This window comes from Enterobacter sp. 301B (genome assembly GCF_003850715.1).
GTDB classification, from domain to species: Bacteria; Pseudomonadota; Gammaproteobacteria; order Enterobacterales; family Enterobacteriaceae; genus Enterobacter; species Enterobacter intestinihominis.
This window is the reverse complement of the sequence record NZ_PQTC01000025.1, coordinates 1-15,585: the sequence shown is the minus strand read 5'-3', so window position 1 is coordinate 15,585 and position 15,585 is coordinate 1. Positions and strand designations below refer to the sequence as shown.

The following is a 15,585-nucleotide window of genomic DNA, read 5'->3' as shown; positions in this document are numbered from 1 at the left end:
CCCCACTGGCACAGCGAGGAGAGCATCATGGAATTCTACGAGAATCGTTCAAAACGTCCGTTTATCGCGTTTGTCTGGGTAGCGAAAACGCTGCGTAACTGGTATCGCATCAACCGTACCCGCCGCATTCTGAGCCAGATGAGCGACGAGCAGCTCAAGGACGTTGGGTTATCGCGATATGATGTGTAAGCCACGTCGTCGCCGGGTGGCGGCTACGCCTTACCCGGCCTACTCCGAGCCCGTAGGCCGGGTAAGGCGCAGCCGCCACCCGGCGGTTTTCAACTCAACAGCGCAAGCGTCTGCCGTTTCGGCCTTTCCAGCAGCTCAACCGCCTCCTGATATGACCGCACGTTGTTATAGCCCATCACCAGCCCGTAGCGTTTGCCCGACCCGCGATACCACTCCGACAGCGCATTAACCTGTAGTTGCTGTTCCTGCCAGCAGCGGGCGATCTCCCGGTCAGCGCTTCCCTTTGCGAGGAACGCGACAATATGCATTCCACCGTCGTTTTGCTCGGTGAAGAACAGGTCACCATAGACCTCACGCAGGGCGGCAATCATCCAGTCGCGGCGGATCTGATACAGGGCGCGCATCTTTTTCAGATGACGAAAAAAATGCCCTTCGTTGAGAAATGCGGTGAGGATTTTTTGCGTCAGCACCGGCTGGCCGCTGGTGGTAATGTCCGCGCAGTCGGTAAAGGTCCCGACGGTGCTGGCGGGCATCACCACGTAGCCCATGCGCAGTGAAGGCATGATGGTTTTGCTGAAGGTGCCCATAAAGATCACCCTGTCATGCTGGTCGAGGCTTTTCATCGACGGCAGCACTTTGCGGGTGTAGTGAAATTCCCCGTCGTAATCGTCTTCGATAATCCACGCCTCGTTTTGTGACGCCCAGTCGAGCAGCTGCTGCTTGCGCGGCAGTGAGAGCGTCACCGCCAGCGGGCTCTGATGCGACGGGGTCACGATGGCAAAACGCGCGTCGCGATGATGACGGAGCAGGTAGTCCGTATCGATGCCGCAGCGATCAACCGGCACGGTGTGCAGGCGGGGCACGATCCGCTTGAGCAGCTGCTGGCCCATAAAATAGCCCGGATCCTCAAACACCACCTTGTCGCTGCGGCTGGCAAGCGTGTCGAGGATCAGGCGCAGGCTGCCGCTGTAGCCGCTGGTGATCAGTACCTGTTCGGCGGTGCAGGATAACCCGCGCGAGATATTGAGATAGCGGGCAATCGCCTCGCGCAGCGGATACCAGCCCAGCACCGGCGGGTTGAGCATTTCATCCTGACGCATGGCGCGCGTCGCCTGGCCCGCCAGCAGCAGCCATTTTTTATAGGGGAAGCTGTCGAGCGCCGGAATGCCGGGGCGCAGAAAACCGGCCCGTTCGCGCTGGCTAATCAACGACGCCGGCAGCGTGCCGGTCGCTTGTTCTGCGGGGGCGTGTTGCGCGGGCAGCAGAAGATCCGGGTTCACCCGCGTCCCGCGCGCGCCCTGGCTTACCAGATACCCTTCGCCCGTCAGAATGGCATACGCCGTCTCGACGGTTTTTCGCGCGACCTTAAGCTCTTCCGCCAGCACGCGGATGGCAGGCACTTTATCGCCCGGCTTCAGCACGCCGCGCGTGATGTTGTCGCGATAACGGGAATAAATCTCATGATAGCCCGGCTTCATGTCCTACCTCATTTCACGCTTTTTGTGTCTTTTTACTATGTCATTAACGGCGTAGATTTGCCTTATCGCATGAAAAAAACGGCACAAAAAGAGGAAAGACAATGAGCACCCGCGTAAACCACCACAAAGCCACACCTGCACTTGCCAACGCGCTTTCTGCCCTGAGCATGGAGGTGGCGAAAACCTCCATCGACCCGGCGCTTAAGCACCTTATCGACATTCGCGTATCGCAGCTGAACGGCTGCACCTTCTGTCTGGATATGCACTCGAAAGAGGCTAAAATCGCCGGTGAGCGCGAGCTGCGCCTGTACCATCTGGCGGCCTGGCGCGAGTCCCCGCTGTTTAGCGCCCGTGAAAAAGCGGCGCTGGCCTTCACCGAAGCGCTGACCCAGATTGGCGTACATGGCGTGAGCGATGCGCTGTACCGCAGCGTGGCGGAGTACTTCTCGGATGTCGAGATTTCAGAGCTGAACTTCGCCATCGTAGCGATCAACGCCTGGAACCGCCTGGGCATTACCTCTCGCATGGAGCCGGGCGCGCTGGATGCGGCTTACGGTCTGAACAAGGCTAACCTGGAATAATTCCGCGCTCGCGGATCATCGCCACCAGCGCCCGTAATCCAGGCGAGTGGGGGATTGGGGCGTTTATGGAGTCGAAGTCGATGGTGGGTTAAACCCTGCCCGGTGGCGCTACGCTTACCGGGCCTACATGAGCCCGTAGGCCGGATAAGCGCAGCGCCATCCGGCAAACACTTCGCTCCATACCGAAGCATTGTGGTTTTTCCTCCTGCATTCTCTCCACACCCTCACTACGGAGAGACACCCATGATCGCAGTCCTTTTTGAAGCCAAAGCGGAGCCTCATCATCAGGCGCGCTATCTGCAGCTTGCCGCTGAACTCAAGCCTTTGCTGGCGGACATCGACGGCTTTATTGATATAGAACGTTTTCAGAGCCTGAGCATCGACGGCAAAATCCTGTCCCTTTCCTGGTGGCGGGATGAAGAGGCCGTCCGCCGCTGGAAGCAGAATGTCTTCCATCAGGCCGCGCAGGCCGAAGGCCGGGAGTCGATTTTTTCTTTCTACCGTATTCGCGTGGCGCAGCTGGTGCGGGAGTACAGCTCCGAAACGGGAGGGCACGCGGATGTATGACGTTCACGTGATTTTTAGCGACAGGCCCGGCGAGCTGGCGCGCTTTGGACAGCTGTTAGGCCGCAACGGCGTGGGGCTGGAGGGGGGCGGCGTTTTCGGTACGGATGCCCATTTCCTGGTGGAGGACGGGGAAAAAGCCCGCCGTGTGCTGCTCGACGCCGGGTTTACCGTGCAGGCGCTGCGAAAGCCGGTGATCAGAAAGCTTAAGCAGGAGCGTCCTGGCGAGCTGGGCGAGATAGCGGCGGCGCTGGCCGCAAAGGGCGTGTCTATCCTGACTCAGTACAGCGACCACGCGAATCACCTTATTCTGCTGACGGATGATGATAAGCTGGCCGCTGAGATCACCACACCCTGGGCGACGAATGTTAAAGACGAGCTTACCCTCTGATAACAGCGCGATGCTGGAAAAATCCATTGCCGCTGTAGCGGCTGCAATGGCCGATCCGTCGCGCGTGAAAATGCTCTGTGCACTAATGGACGGGCGGGCGTGGACGGCCACCGAACTGAGTGCGGCGGCAGACGTTGCGCCGTCGACCGCCAGCGGGCATCTTGCCCGGCTGGTTGAAGGGCAGCTAATTACCTGCCTGTCGCAAGGGCGGCATCGTTATTATCGTCTTGCCGGGCACGACGTGGCGGCGCTGGTGGAACAGATGATGGGGCTTTCGTGGAGCCGCATTACCCCGCCGGAAACTACCGCGCCGAAAGCCATGCGGGAGGCGCGGACCTGCTACGACCATCTCGCAGGCGCGGTGGCGGTGCAGATCTACGATTTCATGCAGGCAGCAGGCTGGCTGGAGGCAGACGGTTCAGCGCTCACGCCGTATGGTCGGGAGCAATTTCTGAAGCTCGGCGTTTCGTTAAGCGCTCATTCGCGCCGAAAAGCGTGCTGCGCCTGCCTGGACTGGAGCGAGCGGCGGTTTCATCTCGGAGGCGAAGCCGGCGCGGCGCTGCTTATTTATCTGGAAAGCAAAGGGTGGATCCAGCGGGTGGCGGGGTACAGGGAGGTGGTTGTGACGGCTTCAGGACAGGGCGCCATCTCCAGACATTTTAGCCGCTAAACTCCGCTGCGGGCTGTGCCCTCACTCTGGCCTTCTCCCACAGGGCTGAGGGTTCCCCACAAATTAATGCGAGCACTGAGCAATCCCCTCGCCCCTCCGGGGAGAGGGTTAGGGTGAGGGGAACATACGGCGGTGGTGGTCATTCCGTTCACTTTATGTTCCTTGCTACTCTGTAACGACATGACCGGTGAACGTGCCAGGGTGGCTCAGTCGCCACCACCCTGGCGACCCGGGCTCCCGGCGGTAAATCGCCGCTTCGCGGTGCCCTCGGCTTATTCCTTCCGGCTTATCGGGTACGGGCGGAGGCAACGTCCCTGTAAAGCCGCCCTCTCGGCGCATCCCTGCGCCTCGCCCCGGCCGGAAGGCAAACGCCTCAGCGATTTACAGCCGGACCAGGGCATCGCTGACAGCCCTCAGTCATTTAGAAAGCAACTTTATTGCTTCTGCATAAAAAAATTACTGGGGATCCCTCAGCCCACAGGGAGAGGGATAATCTCATTTCGCAATTCCTGCGCTTTAACTTCTCGTTTCTTGATACTTACCCTGATAACTATTATCGTGACCGCGTGTGACGAGAGGTTTCCCCATGAGTGAAGAAGAACTGTTTAGCCGCAGGCCGATGGGCATGCGGATGGCGATGATCGTGCGCCAGTGGCGTGCCGTCATTGACGACGCCATTCTCGATACCGGGTTAACCCAGTCGAGCTGGACGGTGATGATGCAGCTGCATCAGCTCGGGGATAACGTCTCGGTGAGTGAGCTGGCGGAGGTGCAGGGCATTGAACTGCCGCCGCTAATGCGCACCCTGACACAGCTGGAAAAACAGGGTTACCTGCTGCGCACCGTCTCGCCGTATGACAAGCGCATCCGGCTTCTGACGCTGACGCCTGAGGGAAAAGCTGTACTTAACAGGCTCACCCAGGTAATTGAGACGCTTCAGACGCGCGTATCGCAAAACATCGCGCCTGAACATCTCGACATTTTCAGCGCCACCCTGAATCAAATCGCCTGCAATTTGCGGACAATCCGCGAAGAAGATAACAAGACCGAAAAATAATGACTCCTGAACAAAAGTTTGCCCGCTGGGTAAGGGTAAGTATTGCCTCTTTCCTGCTGATGTTTGTCTACTTTATCGTCGCGGATATCTGGATCCCGTTGACGCCGGATTCCACCGTGATGCGCGTGGTGACGCCGGTGTCTGCCCGTGTCTCCGGCTATGTGGCGGCGGTCCATGTCCACAACAATAGCCTGGTGAAGAAAGGCGATCTGCTGTTTGAGCTCGACGACACCCCGTTTCGCAATAAAGTGGAAGCGGCGCAGATCGCGCTTGAGCAAGCTCGCCTTTCCAACGAACAACTGGACGCGCAGATCGCCGCCGCGCAGGCCAGCCTAAAGACCGCCGTGCTGACCGCGCGTAACGACAAAGTGACTTTCGACCGCTACCAGAAACTGAGCACCCTGCAGAACGTGTCGCAGGCGGATCTGGATAAGGTCCGCACTACCTGGCAGAGCAGCGAGCAGTCCGTCAGCTCGATTCAGGCGAATATTCATAACCTGCGCATTCAGCGCGGCGAGCGGAATGAACACCGTAACGTGACGCTGCAAAAATACCGTAACGCGCTGGATGAAGCGGAGCTGAATCTTGGCTGGACGAAGGTCTACGCCGAGGCGGACGGCACGGTGAGTAATCTGCAATTAAGCCCCGGTTTTTACGCCTCGTCCGGTTCGGCAGCGCTGGCGCTGGTGAATACGCAGACGGATATTGTGGCGGATTTCCGCGAGAAGAGCCTGCGTCATACCCACCAGGGGACCGACGCCGCCGTGGTGTTTGACGCCTTTCCGGGACGGGTTTTCCGCGCCCACGTGACCAGCAGTGACGCGGGGATCCTCGCCGGTCAGGAAGCCGTTAACGGTCAACTTTCTGAACCGGAAACCTCTAACCGCTGGGTGCGCGATGCCCAGCGAATGCGCATTCACGTGGCGCTGGACGAAGCCTTACCGAAGTCGCTGCCGACCGGCGCGCGCGCCACCGTGCAGCTCTACAACAGCGAAGGGCCCTTTGCGCGCTTCTTCTCCGGGATGCAAATCCATCTGGTGAGCCTGCTTCACTATGTCTATTAGCACTCTGGCGCGGGTATTTACCCCGCACGGCAACATCGTCTACACGGCAAACGACTTCCGCCAGACCCTGCGCATTGTCTTTGCCGGGATGATTGCGCTCAGTATTTCGAGCTTCTACAACACCAGCTACGGCGTGTTTTTTGTGGTCTACCCGATCATGCTGCTGTCGCTGGTGCCGGTGTTTAACCGCCACGTGGCGAAGCAGTTTATCTTCAGCGCATCGCTCAACTGCGTCGAAATGGTGATCATCATCGGCTTTCTGTCGCAATGGCCGGTCATTATGACGCTGGTGGTCTTTGCCCTGTACGTGATGCGCTTTCGCTTTATGAGCAAGGGGCCGCTGTTTCTGTTCGGTTCGATGGGCGTGGTGTGCCAGAGCGTAATGCTCAACTTTATGAGCTACCCCACCACCAACTGGCACACGCTTTTGTTCTCCTACATTGAAGCGAGCGTGATGGCGGTGTGTCTGAGCGCGCTGATGAATTACCTGCTGCCGGACGTGGAGCCACGTAAGCCGCCGCCGCTGATAGAGAAAGACGATGCCCGCGTGCGCCACGAGTCGCTGCTCTCCGGCACCGTGGCGACGCTGATTTTCGTGGTATTTCAGATGAGCGACTTAAGCGATTCGCTCTCGGCGCTGATGGCGGGCATTCTGATCCTGTTCCCGATGCACTACCGCGGCGCGGTGATGAGCTCTATCTGGCGCGTGGTCGGCGTGGTGCTGGGCTGTCTCTATATCCTCGTCGTTCAGCTTATCCTGTACGATCACAGCAGCCATATGCTGCTGATGATGCCGCTGATCGGCCTCGGGCTGGCATTTGGCGCGCGCCTGCACGTGATGGAGAAGGTCGGGGCCGGGGTGGGATTTTCCAGCATTACCACCATCGGCATTATGTTCGGGCAAAACATGCATCCGGACAGCGATCTGGTGTTCAGCGATCTGTACCGCATCACCTCCGTTACCTTCGCGCTGGTGGTCACGCTGACGATGGTCTTTCTGGTGCACCTGATCCTGAACCGCTTCGAGGCGACGCGCTACGTTATCGCGCCGCCAAAAGCGGATTAATGCCCCAGCACGGCGGGCAACTGAGAAAGTAAAAACAGGATCAGGCCAATCGTTCCGCCTACCAGGGTACCGTTTACGCGAATGAACTGAAGATCTTTACCGATATTGAGTTCTATCTGGCGTGACATATCTTTGGCGTCCCAGCTTTTCACCGTGTCGCTGATATGGCGCGTCAGGAATGCCGCAAAATCCGGCGCGACGCGGTGCGCGGCCTGCTCCAGATGCTCGTTCAACGACGCACGCAGGCTGGCATCATTCGACAGCGTCTCACCAAACCACAGCCCGGCGTTGGCGATACGTTGCTTCACGCGGGAATCGTCGCTCTGCATGTCATTTTTCAGCCACTGGCGCAGGTCAGCCCACATTTCACCCAGGTAGCGGTTAAATGCTTCATCATTCTTCAGATAGTGCTTGATGTTGTCGGCTTTGGCCGTCATCTCCGGGTCGTTTTTCAGGTTGTCGATAAACTTCAGCGTGGCGCGGTCAAATGCCCGACGGATCTGGTGCGTGCGGTCGTGGCTGATATCATCCAGCAGCGTGTTCACCGCGTTCGACACCATCTCTGCGCTCTGATCGCCCAGCCACTCGGTGGGCAGCACCATCGCCTTGCGCGGATGCTCGGTCTTCAGCCAGTGGACGATCTGGTCAGAGATAAATTCCCGCGTGCTCTCTCGCTGAATCAGGGTTATCAGACGGTTGATGATGGCGTCCAGCAGCACCTGGTGACGGTTGTTTTTGGTCATGCTTTCCAGCATGACGGCGCTGGTCTCGGTTAAATCGACCTTGTCGATAGCCTTATGCACCGCGCGTTTGAGCAGGCGCTGAATGCGCCCGTCGTCAGTCAGCTCAAGAAAACCGCTCATCACCTGCATCAGATGCAGCCCGACGCGCTGGGCGTTGTCGGGCTTGCTGAACCAGGCACCAATCATCTGGGCCGGCTCGTAGCGGCGAATTAATGCGACCAGCGACTGGGTATCCAGAAACTTTTCCTGCACGAACTGGCCAAGATTGTCGCCGATGCGGTCCTTATTGCGCGGGATAATCGCCGTATGGCGCGAGATAAAGGGAATTGGCACCCGGCGGAACAGCGCGACAACGGCAAACCAGTCCGCCAGCGCGCCGACCATCGCCGCCTCGGCAATAGCTTTTGCGCCGCGTACCCAGAAGGTTTGCGGCAGGAACAGGGTAGTGATAAAGGCCGCAGCGGCAATCAGCAGCAGCGACAGCGCGAGAAGCTTGGCGCGTTTGAGTTCAGCTATTTTTTCCATGGGGTAAGGATAGAGGCAAGTGAACCAAAAGTGCAAAGCTGGTGAAAGGGGGAGACGTAATCTCTGCCTGAACACACGGCTTTTATATAAAAATTATATACATCAAAATTATCTATTATTAATTTTTCTATATTTTTTGTGCTTGTTTATTTTGGACGTCATGTTTTGTGACCATCGTTGTGATTTTAACGCTCTTATTAGCCATAAGATAAAGGACTATTTATGAAAGGAGACGGTATTGATGACATGGGATTATAAAGTTTCGACGGGGGTATTGAGCCATAATGGTGAGTTTGTTGCTAACTGCTACAGCGGTGCGGGTGAATCGAAAGATAAGCCAGAGTGTGAAAGTCAACGAAACAGAGGCCCCATTCCCAGAGGTATTTATTTTATTGCCGGGTGGAATAATCATAAAAGTGCAGAGGCCATTATTCTTGAGCCTATAGCGGGGACCAATACCTTTGGTAGAGATCATTTTCAAATTCATGGTGATAAAAAAGGCCAGCCGCCAGGCTCTGCATCAGCAGGTTGCATCATTATGAACAGTCAGGACAAACGTCATATGATTTATGAATCGGGTGATACAATACTGGTGGTGCGATAATGAATTATATTATTGCGCTATTCTTCTTGTGTTTACCGATGGGTTTATTTGCCAAAAACCACACTCCTGAACAGATCTTGCAGATGATAAACGGCAAAGGCGCCATGTCTGTTGTAGCGGAGCTGGATTCAAATGATACGGGTGAGTCGGAATGGTGGAATCATGTCATACCAGAGATAAGTAAAGGAACTCAGGCATGGTTAGCCGTGGCGAGTGCCCTTGAACCCGGAGTGGACGCCAGTACGGCTGAAGATTTAAAGGCGGCGCTTTCTGAAGCCATCCCACATAACCCTGAAGGTGTCCTGGCAATCTTAAATAACAATAAACCGTTACTCACTGTTGAACAAATTTGCGCGTTTGCGAATTTCCCCGAAACGGAGGCTGAGAGTAATAAGCTTTTTGTGGATTCAATCAGGGAGATGTTCAAAATAAAAAGCCCGCCGGGTAAAAGATGTCTCGCCGTTATGATCGCCACTGTTGAACACTCTGTTCCATTCGATAAGGATATGTAAATGGCCATTCCGGGATATATGTCATTAACTGACGATGCGGGCAATAGCATAAAAGGCAGCGTGAAAGTTAAAGGCCGTGAAAACCAGATTGAGGTTTTGGGTCTCTATCATAACGTAAGCTATAATTCTGACCTGCACAACGGCAGAGCATTGAGCAAACGCCAGCATCGTCCCTTTCTTATTGAGAAAGAAATTGATGCCTCCAGCGTTTTTCTCTATAAAGCACTCAGCACGGGCGGTACGCTCAGGAAAGCGACTATCGACCTGTACAGAATCAATGATGCCGGTCAGGAAGAAATCTATTTCACGATAACGCTGGAAGCGGTGAAGGTCGTCACGGTGTTTTCATTAATGCATGACGTGAAAGAGACTTACCATGAAAAACAGGGGCATCTTGAGCTTGTTTTGCTTCGTTATGAAAAGATTACCTGGCATTACCGTGACGGTAACGTTATTCATTCGGATGACTGGGATTATCGGTTAGGGGCTTGATTAACTGGCAACGGGAGACAAATGGTTTCCCGTTGCCAGAGTGTAATAACTTATGTATTTCAATCTGTTAACCGTGTGATTTGTTTTTTGTTAAAAATAGTAAAGTTCAAATTCTTATAGGTTTTCCCTTCACCCCAGTGGTTTGTTGTTGGGCGTACTTTACCGACAACAATAATCTCGTCTTTTGGTTCGAGGTTTTCAAAAAAGGTAGCATCGTTACAAGTTAAACCTGGCGCGAAAAACTCTTTGCTTTTATCCTCGTGCTCCAGTGTGCATACCTCTCCTTTGAGGGCGAAGAAATTATTCCTTTCATTATTAATGTGTTCTCGCGCTTTTTTAACCGTTATAAGAATTGCGACAGGATGAGCGATTTTTGCGGCCTTTTTAAAAAGAATGGGATAACGGTCTTCATCATAGAAAAAGTCATTCCAGCTAATTTTCTTGCCGTTATAATCTATCTTTACCAGGTCAGAGAGTGTTTTCTTATCGCTGCTTTCCTCTATTTTTGCTCTGATTTTGGCAATGCCTGCAGCCGTGTTAAAGTAATCAGCGAGATGCTTTTCTGTTTTCTTATATCGAATTCGCTTGCGTGCTTTCTCTTCCGGATCGGATTCTTCTTCCAATCTTAAAGTGGCTTTTCTTAGAGCGGCACTGGCTTCAATAAGGACATTCATTCGGAAGATAAAACCTGAATCTTGCGCTTCGAGGAGAAGTTTTCCGTCTTCAATATTTTGTGAATGGGCTACAAGCGAAGTAATCGCTGATTTGACGCTGTTTTTGCAATTGAATGCATGTTCCTCATTTTTCTGTAAACGTAAAAACGCTGAAATGTTCTTGCCGTTACGTTTGTGCGCCTTGACCCAGCTGATTTTAGCGGGGCAGAACTCACATATCAGCCCCTCTCTATTACTCTCTTTAATATCTTCTACAGGAATGCGGGAGTGTACATTGCGCTCATCACGCGCGTAAAACATTTTTAATCCTTCGGCCATAATATGCTCCTTATAATTCTTTTTGCACTGGAAGAACAGACTTTGCCAAAATCATTTGACATATTACATTTTTATCGATCCCATATTTTCTTTAAAATTCTCTGCCTGCATCAGTACGCCCAGATAGACCTCGTCGTTTGCTACAGGAGGGAACTTATGTTTATGCAGTAAAAGAATCAACTCAACTTTTAGTTTGGCTTTGATATCATCACGTTTGCTCCAGTCTGGATACTTCGACGTGTTATCAACGACTGCTTTCATCTCTTTTGCCAGCGCCAGCATCCTGTCGTCTTCGTAAGTAAACTGATACTTGTCACGCATGTGTGCCAGGATGTCATAAAACGCTTTCTCTTCGATATCAATCCCCAAATCTGCATAAGTGCCCATTTCGGTTTTAATATCATAGATAATGTCAGTCATTTCCTGACTGAAGTGATCAAACTCTTCACCATTCAGCACGTCGTCTTCCCGGCGCTCGTTATATTTATCCATGATGGACTGGAAGCGACGGGTGAAGTTGATCCCCTGAAGCTGGTTAATTTTTTTAAAGTCGCTGATGGCTTTCTCAAGCAGTTTCTGCAGAAGCTGGATCTTTGTTGCGGGCAGCTTGATCTTATTAATACGCGCCAGATAATCCTCGTCGAAAATATCGATCGATTCCGCTTTCTTATCGCCCAGGAAAAATAGCTCTTCCACGCCATCTGCCTTTAATGCGTCAGAAATCATCTCTCGCACACGGGCGTTCATCTGGGTAACGTCAGGAGCATCACCCTTGGTCAGCTTAAAGACGATGGAACGCACGGCAAGATAGAAATGGATACGATCTCGCTCTGGCTGCGATAGCGCCTCGCTGCCGCAGCAGACATCGTAGGCTGCCTTCAGGCGCTTCACTAGCCCCATAAATCGACGTTCAATTTTCTGGGTACGCAAGACAAATTCTGCCGCCAGATTCAAACATGCCAGCTGAGCCTGAGGCTCTCCTGTGAAGTAAGCGCGGCTGTCGAAATCGTGGAAAACTTGCGACAGAAGGTCGAGATGATTCTTTACCTCAATGACCGACTGCTGAATGTCCTCAAAGTTGGTGGCATCAATGCGGGAATACATCGCCAGTGCCTGGTTCATCTGGCGCTTGATGCCGATATAGTCCACCACCAGGCCTTTGCTTTTTCCTTCCAGCTTGCGGTTAACACGGGATATGGTCTGGATAAGGTTATGTTTTTGCAGCGGCTTATCGATATAGATAGTGTCCAGTTCCGGGACGTCGAAACCGGTGAGCCACATATCGACCACAATAGCGATTTTGAAATTCGACTTTGCATTTTTGAACTGTTTATCCAGTTCTTTACGATACTCTTTGCTGCCCAGCAGGTCGTACAGTTTGGCGTCATCGTCTTTACCTCGCGTCATCACCATCTTGACCATTTCGGACGGTGGCAGCTCTTTCTGCTCCTGCTCGGTAAGCACAACCCCTTCAGGGGCCTGTTTGACCTCAAACCACGCCGGACGACAGTCTTTTAACTGACGATACAAATCCCAGGCAATTTCCCGGCTGGCGCAGACAAACATTGCCTTACCTTTCACCGTTGAGCCTTCAGCGACGCGTTTTTCATAGTGTTTGGCAAAATCTTCCGCCAGCGCCTTCAGGCGATCCTCATCACCGAGGATCGCGTTCATGGTAGCGCTGGCTTTTTTACTTTCATCGATTTGCCACTCATTGGTGCCCGCGTTAGCGCACTCTTCGTAATATTTCTCTACCTCTTCCAGCTTGCTGGCATCCAGGATCACTTTTGCAGCACGGCCTTCATAGACGATGCGTACCGTGATCTCATCCTGAACGGATTCGGTCATGGTGTAGCTGTCCACTACCGCGCCGAAGACATCCAGCGTAGCGTCTACAGGCGTCCCGGTGAAACCGACATAGGTGGCCGCTGGCAGCGAGTCGTGCAGATATTTGGCGAACCCCCAGGTCTTGCGTACCTTGCCGCTCTCTTTATCGACGATCACTTTCTGATCCAGATTGACCTGGCTGCGGTGCGCTTCGTCAGAGATACAAATGACGTTGTTTCGCTCGGAGAGCAATTCGGTGTCTTCAGTAAATTTATGGATGGTGGTCAGGAAGACGCCGCCGCTATTACGACCGGCAAGCTTTTCTCGCAGATCGTCGCGGCTGGTGACTGGCTCCACGGTATCGTCACCGATATAATTTTTGGCATTACACATCTGCGTGGAGAGCTGATCGTCCAAATCGGTACGGTCAGTGATCAGCACGATGGTCGGGCTGGCAAACTCGACGCTTTTCATCAGGAGACGTGTTAAGAACTGCATGGTGTAGCTCTTACCGCAGCCCGTGGCGCCAAAGTAGGTGCCGCCTTTACCGTTACCGTAAGGTTTACGCGCTCGCTCAATGCTGTAGTAGAGCTTGCGCGCGGCATAGTACTGCGGATAGCGGCAGCAGATTTTCACTTCGTGTTTGGCTTTATCCGGGAAGCAGATAAAGTTTTTAATCACATCCAGCAGGCGTACCGGGTGAAATAGTCCCTGAATCATTGAGTGTAGGGAAGGAATGCCATCCTGCTCTCGGTTTTCATTACCAGTGACTTTGCGCCAGGAGTAGAAATACTCATACGGCGCGAACAGGTTGCCCATGCGGTTATTCACGCCATCGCTGATGATGCACAGCGCGTTATAGATAAACAGCTGCGGAATATCGCGACGATAGCGGGTGCATAGCTGCTTATACGCATCACCAATATTGACTTCCTGCTCTCGCACCGCGCTTTTAAATTCAAACACCACTAACGGTAGGCCGTTGATATACAGGATGGCATCCGGAATGCGCGGCTGGTTTTCTTTGCCGGTGATGGTCAGCTGATTAACGATCTTAATGCGGTTCAACGGCTGGATAAGATAGCTTGCTGGCGTTTCAGCAGCCTGTTGCATCGGTACGTCTTCGCTATCGAATAGCTCACGCAGCGCGGCGGATAGGTGCCGTGTATCGAGCAGTTCGATATAGAGATCTTTCTGCTGACGATCGTCGCGTTTAAACAGGAAGCCATTGGCCAGCCAGGTGCAAAAGATCTTATTGCTTTCGTAGAGATCGGAAGCGGGCAGGGTGGTCAATTGTTTAATCAGCCGCTGGATTTCATCTTCCGTAATACCGTCGACCTGATAGCGAGCAGCGAGATAGTGACGAAGATCGTCTTCAATAATCACCTGATCGTGGCTGGAACGCGGCACATTGTCACCTGTCAGGTGCTGGTAGCCCTGCTCCTGTAACAGTCCAATTATTGCCTGTTCTAACTTCGCTTCACTGAATGAGAGATGCATATCCCGCTCCGGCCCTGGCTGGTTTTCTGGTAAGGATTCCTGTAATAAGAGAAAACCTTACCAGAAAGCCCCTGATTTTACAGGGGCAAAAATGCGTTATGCGGCTTCTGTTTGTTTGATGAGGTCGGGGAGATCCTCCAGGGGCAGCTCGCCGGAGATGAGTTTGGGGAGCAGAGTGTCGCGGAGGGCGGTTAGAAATTCGTTTTGAACTAATGAATTATTCATCAGGTATCTAAAATTGCTTGTTAACTCATCAAACCTCTGAACGATCTCCTCTGATGGGATTATTAAAGGTAAAGAGCATATATCATCAGGCTTAATTGCCGGATATGCGCCGCCATCTGCAATTCTTGCCAGTTCTTCAACGTTTTTGTCGTAGGTAACAAAATAATAAATGAAATTTTTATAAATTGTATTTTTCGCTCTGATCACAGCGAAACCAGTACTACCAGTTAAACCATCAATATGTACATATGCAAACGATCTATTTGCAGGTCTAACAAGACCAAAGATTAGATCGTCTTTTTTTAATATTCTTCTTGCTCGGCTTGGCGCTTCTTTAAATGATATTTTATCAATGGAGCTGATTATTCCATCTTTTGCATTAGAAAGATCTACATAATTAACATAATTAGGCTGATTCTTGGTTCCCCATGACGTGGGATTTATAAAAGCTATATCAGGAAGTGATCCATCTTTCCACCCCATAGGAACCCAGCCCGACTCTGCTTCTTCAAATTCAGCCGGGAATAGTGCACGAATATCCGCCGGAAGTGGTTTGAAATCTGCACTTTTGCGTACTTTTTGACGCATTTCGGCGCGAGATTGCAGCGCTTCCGGGATTGGGTTTCCCGCATCCAGCGCGTTATCAATCACCGGGTCGAAATCCACAAACCAAGATTTAAACACGGTTTGGGACATTTGTTCCAGGGTTTGGTTGATTTGCTTGCCAAGCGTGACTCTTTTCTCTAATTGATATAGCTGGGCAGCCACTTTTTGTTGTATCTCCAGAGAAATAGGTACTTTAACTTTGGCTTTATGCAGATGATTCCTGTTTATCCCTGGTACTGCGGCTTTATCTGTATAGTCTGCATATGATATTGTTTGAAGAAGATAGTACACAAATAACGGATCGTTCCCCTTAAAATCAACAACATAAAGTGTTGTATTTAAAGGCCAAAAGTCTTCTTCAGAATAGAAAACTGAATCGCCACGGGTTTAACAGACACCTCAGAGTCATTTAAGATGGCTTAAAGAGAGGTGCCCATGAGCGGTAAGCGTTATCCCGAAGAGTTTAAAACTGAAGCAGTCAAACAGGTTGTTGATCGCG

At 52.5% G+C, this 15,585-nt stretch carries 15 protein-coding genes and 1 pseudogene; 11 read left to right on the top strand and 5 right to left on the bottom strand.

Features of this window, described 5'->3' with window-relative positions; genetic code table 11:
- Window positions 1–27: 27 nt before the first annotated feature.
- Window positions 28–189 (top strand): DUF1127 domain-containing protein, encoded by a 162-nt coding sequence (locus C3451_RS20485; RefSeq protein ID WP_003863073.1) that lies wholly within the window; start codon window positions 28–30, stop codon window positions 187–189.
- A gap of 89 nt (window positions 190–278) precedes the next feature.
- Here the strand turns inward: C3451_RS20485 and C3451_RS20480 are convergent, their stop codons facing one another.
- On the bottom strand, window positions 279–1,667 hold the full coding sequence (locus tag C3451_RS20480; protein ID WP_045621752.1) for a PLP-dependent aminotransferase family protein: 1,389 nt from the start codon (window positions 1,665–1,667) through the stop codon (window positions 279–281).
- A gap of 101 nt (window positions 1,668–1,768) precedes the next feature.
- Between C3451_RS20480 and C3451_RS20475 the strand changes: the two genes are divergently transcribed.
- From C3451_RS20475 to C3451_RS20445, 7 genes are all read left to right on the top strand, one after another.
- The gene (locus tag C3451_RS20475) at window positions 1,769–2,248 is read left to right on the top strand and encodes a carboxymuconolactone decarboxylase family protein (RefSeq protein ID WP_045621753.1); all 480 of its coding nucleotides are present in this window, start codon (window positions 1,769–1,771) and stop codon (window positions 2,246–2,248) included.
- A gap of 243 nt (window positions 2,249–2,491) precedes the next feature.
- Complete coding sequence (locus C3451_RS20470) at window positions 2,492–2,815, top strand: antibiotic biosynthesis monooxygenase (protein WP_038415232.1); 324 nt, start codon at window positions 2,492–2,494, stop codon at window positions 2,813–2,815.
- Complete coding sequence (locus C3451_RS20465; protein ID WP_022646936.1) at window positions 2,808–3,203, top strand: amino acid-binding ACT protein; 396 nt, start codon at window positions 2,808–2,810, stop codon at window positions 3,201–3,203. The genes C3451_RS20470 and C3451_RS20465 overlap by 8 nt, the downstream gene beginning before the upstream one ends.
- Window positions 3,178–3,873 carry a winged helix-turn-helix domain-containing protein gene (locus C3451_RS20460; protein ID WP_063139196.1) on the top strand — a complete coding sequence of 232 codons (696 nt, stop codon included), beginning with the start codon at window positions 3,178–3,180 and terminating at the stop codon, window positions 3,871–3,873. Before C3451_RS20465 ends, C3451_RS20460 begins: the two co-directional genes overlap by 26 nt.
- A 586-nt stretch (window positions 3,874–4,459) precedes the next feature.
- Complete coding sequence (locus C3451_RS20455; RefSeq protein WP_022646938.1) at window positions 4,460–4,930, top strand: MarR family transcriptional regulator; 471 nt, start codon at window positions 4,460–4,462, stop codon at window positions 4,928–4,930.
- Window positions 4,927–5,994 (top strand): HlyD family secretion protein, encoded by a 1,068-nt coding sequence (locus tag C3451_RS20450; RefSeq protein ID WP_114138770.1) that lies wholly within the window; start codon window positions 4,927–4,929, stop codon window positions 5,992–5,994. Before C3451_RS20455 ends, C3451_RS20450 begins: the two co-directional genes overlap by 4 nt.
- Window positions 5,984–7,060: a DUF2955 domain-containing protein gene (locus C3451_RS20445; RefSeq protein WP_124304391.1), complete on the top strand. Its 1,077-nt coding sequence runs from the start codon at window positions 5,984–5,986 to the stop codon at window positions 7,058–7,060. Before C3451_RS20450 ends, C3451_RS20445 begins: the two co-directional genes overlap by 11 nt.
- Here C3451_RS20445 and C3451_RS20440 read toward each other — a convergent pair.
- Window positions 7,057–8,328, bottom strand: coding sequence for a DUF445 domain-containing protein (locus C3451_RS20440; RefSeq protein ID WP_045621197.1), 1,272 nt, complete (start codon window positions 8,326–8,328; stop codon window positions 7,057–7,059). The two genes, C3451_RS20445 and C3451_RS20440, sit on opposite strands and share 4 nt — an antisense overlap.
- A gap of 241 nt (window positions 8,329–8,569) precedes the next feature.
- On the opposite strand from C3451_RS20440, the gene C3451_RS20435 reads away from it, so the two are divergent.
- The 3 genes from C3451_RS20435 to tssD are packed head-to-tail and all read left to right on the top strand — an operon-like array spanning window position 8,570 to window position 9,936.
- On the top strand, window positions 8,570–8,932 hold the full coding sequence (locus C3451_RS20435; protein WP_045621199.1) for a tlde1 domain-containing protein: 363 nt from the start codon (window positions 8,570–8,572) through the stop codon (window positions 8,930–8,932).
- Window positions 8,932–9,444, top strand: a complete 513-nt coding sequence (locus C3451_RS20430; protein ID WP_124304390.1) for a hypothetical protein — start codon at window positions 8,932–8,934, stop codon at window positions 9,442–9,444. Before C3451_RS20435 ends, C3451_RS20430 begins: the two co-directional genes overlap by 1 nt.
- Window positions 9,445–9,936 (top strand): type VI secretion system tube protein TssD, encoded by a 492-nt coding sequence (tssD, locus tag C3451_RS20425; protein ID WP_045621202.1) that lies wholly within the window; start codon window positions 9,445–9,447, stop codon window positions 9,934–9,936. It begins immediately after the preceding gene.
- A 59-nt stretch (window positions 9,937–9,995) separates the two neighbouring features.
- Here tssD and C3451_RS20420 read toward each other — a convergent pair whose 3' ends face one another.
- From C3451_RS20420 to C3451_RS20410, 3 genes and pseudogenes are all read right to left on the bottom strand, one after another.
- Window positions 9,996–10,928, bottom strand: coding sequence for a hypothetical protein (locus C3451_RS20420; protein ID WP_045621204.1), 933 nt, complete (start codon window positions 10,926–10,928; stop codon window positions 9,996–9,998).
- A 63-nt stretch (window positions 10,929–10,991) separates the two neighbouring features.
- Window positions 10,992–14,255, bottom strand: coding sequence for an HsdR family type I site-specific deoxyribonuclease (locus C3451_RS20415; RefSeq protein WP_045621205.1), 3,264 nt, complete (start codon window positions 14,253–14,255; stop codon window positions 10,992–10,994).
- 96 nt (window positions 14,256–14,351) lie between these two features.
- Window positions 14,352–15,446 (bottom strand): annotated as a pseudogene (locus tag C3451_RS20410) (restriction endonuclease subunit S); the annotation flags it as partial.
- Window positions 15,447–15,585: the final 139 nt, after the last annotated feature.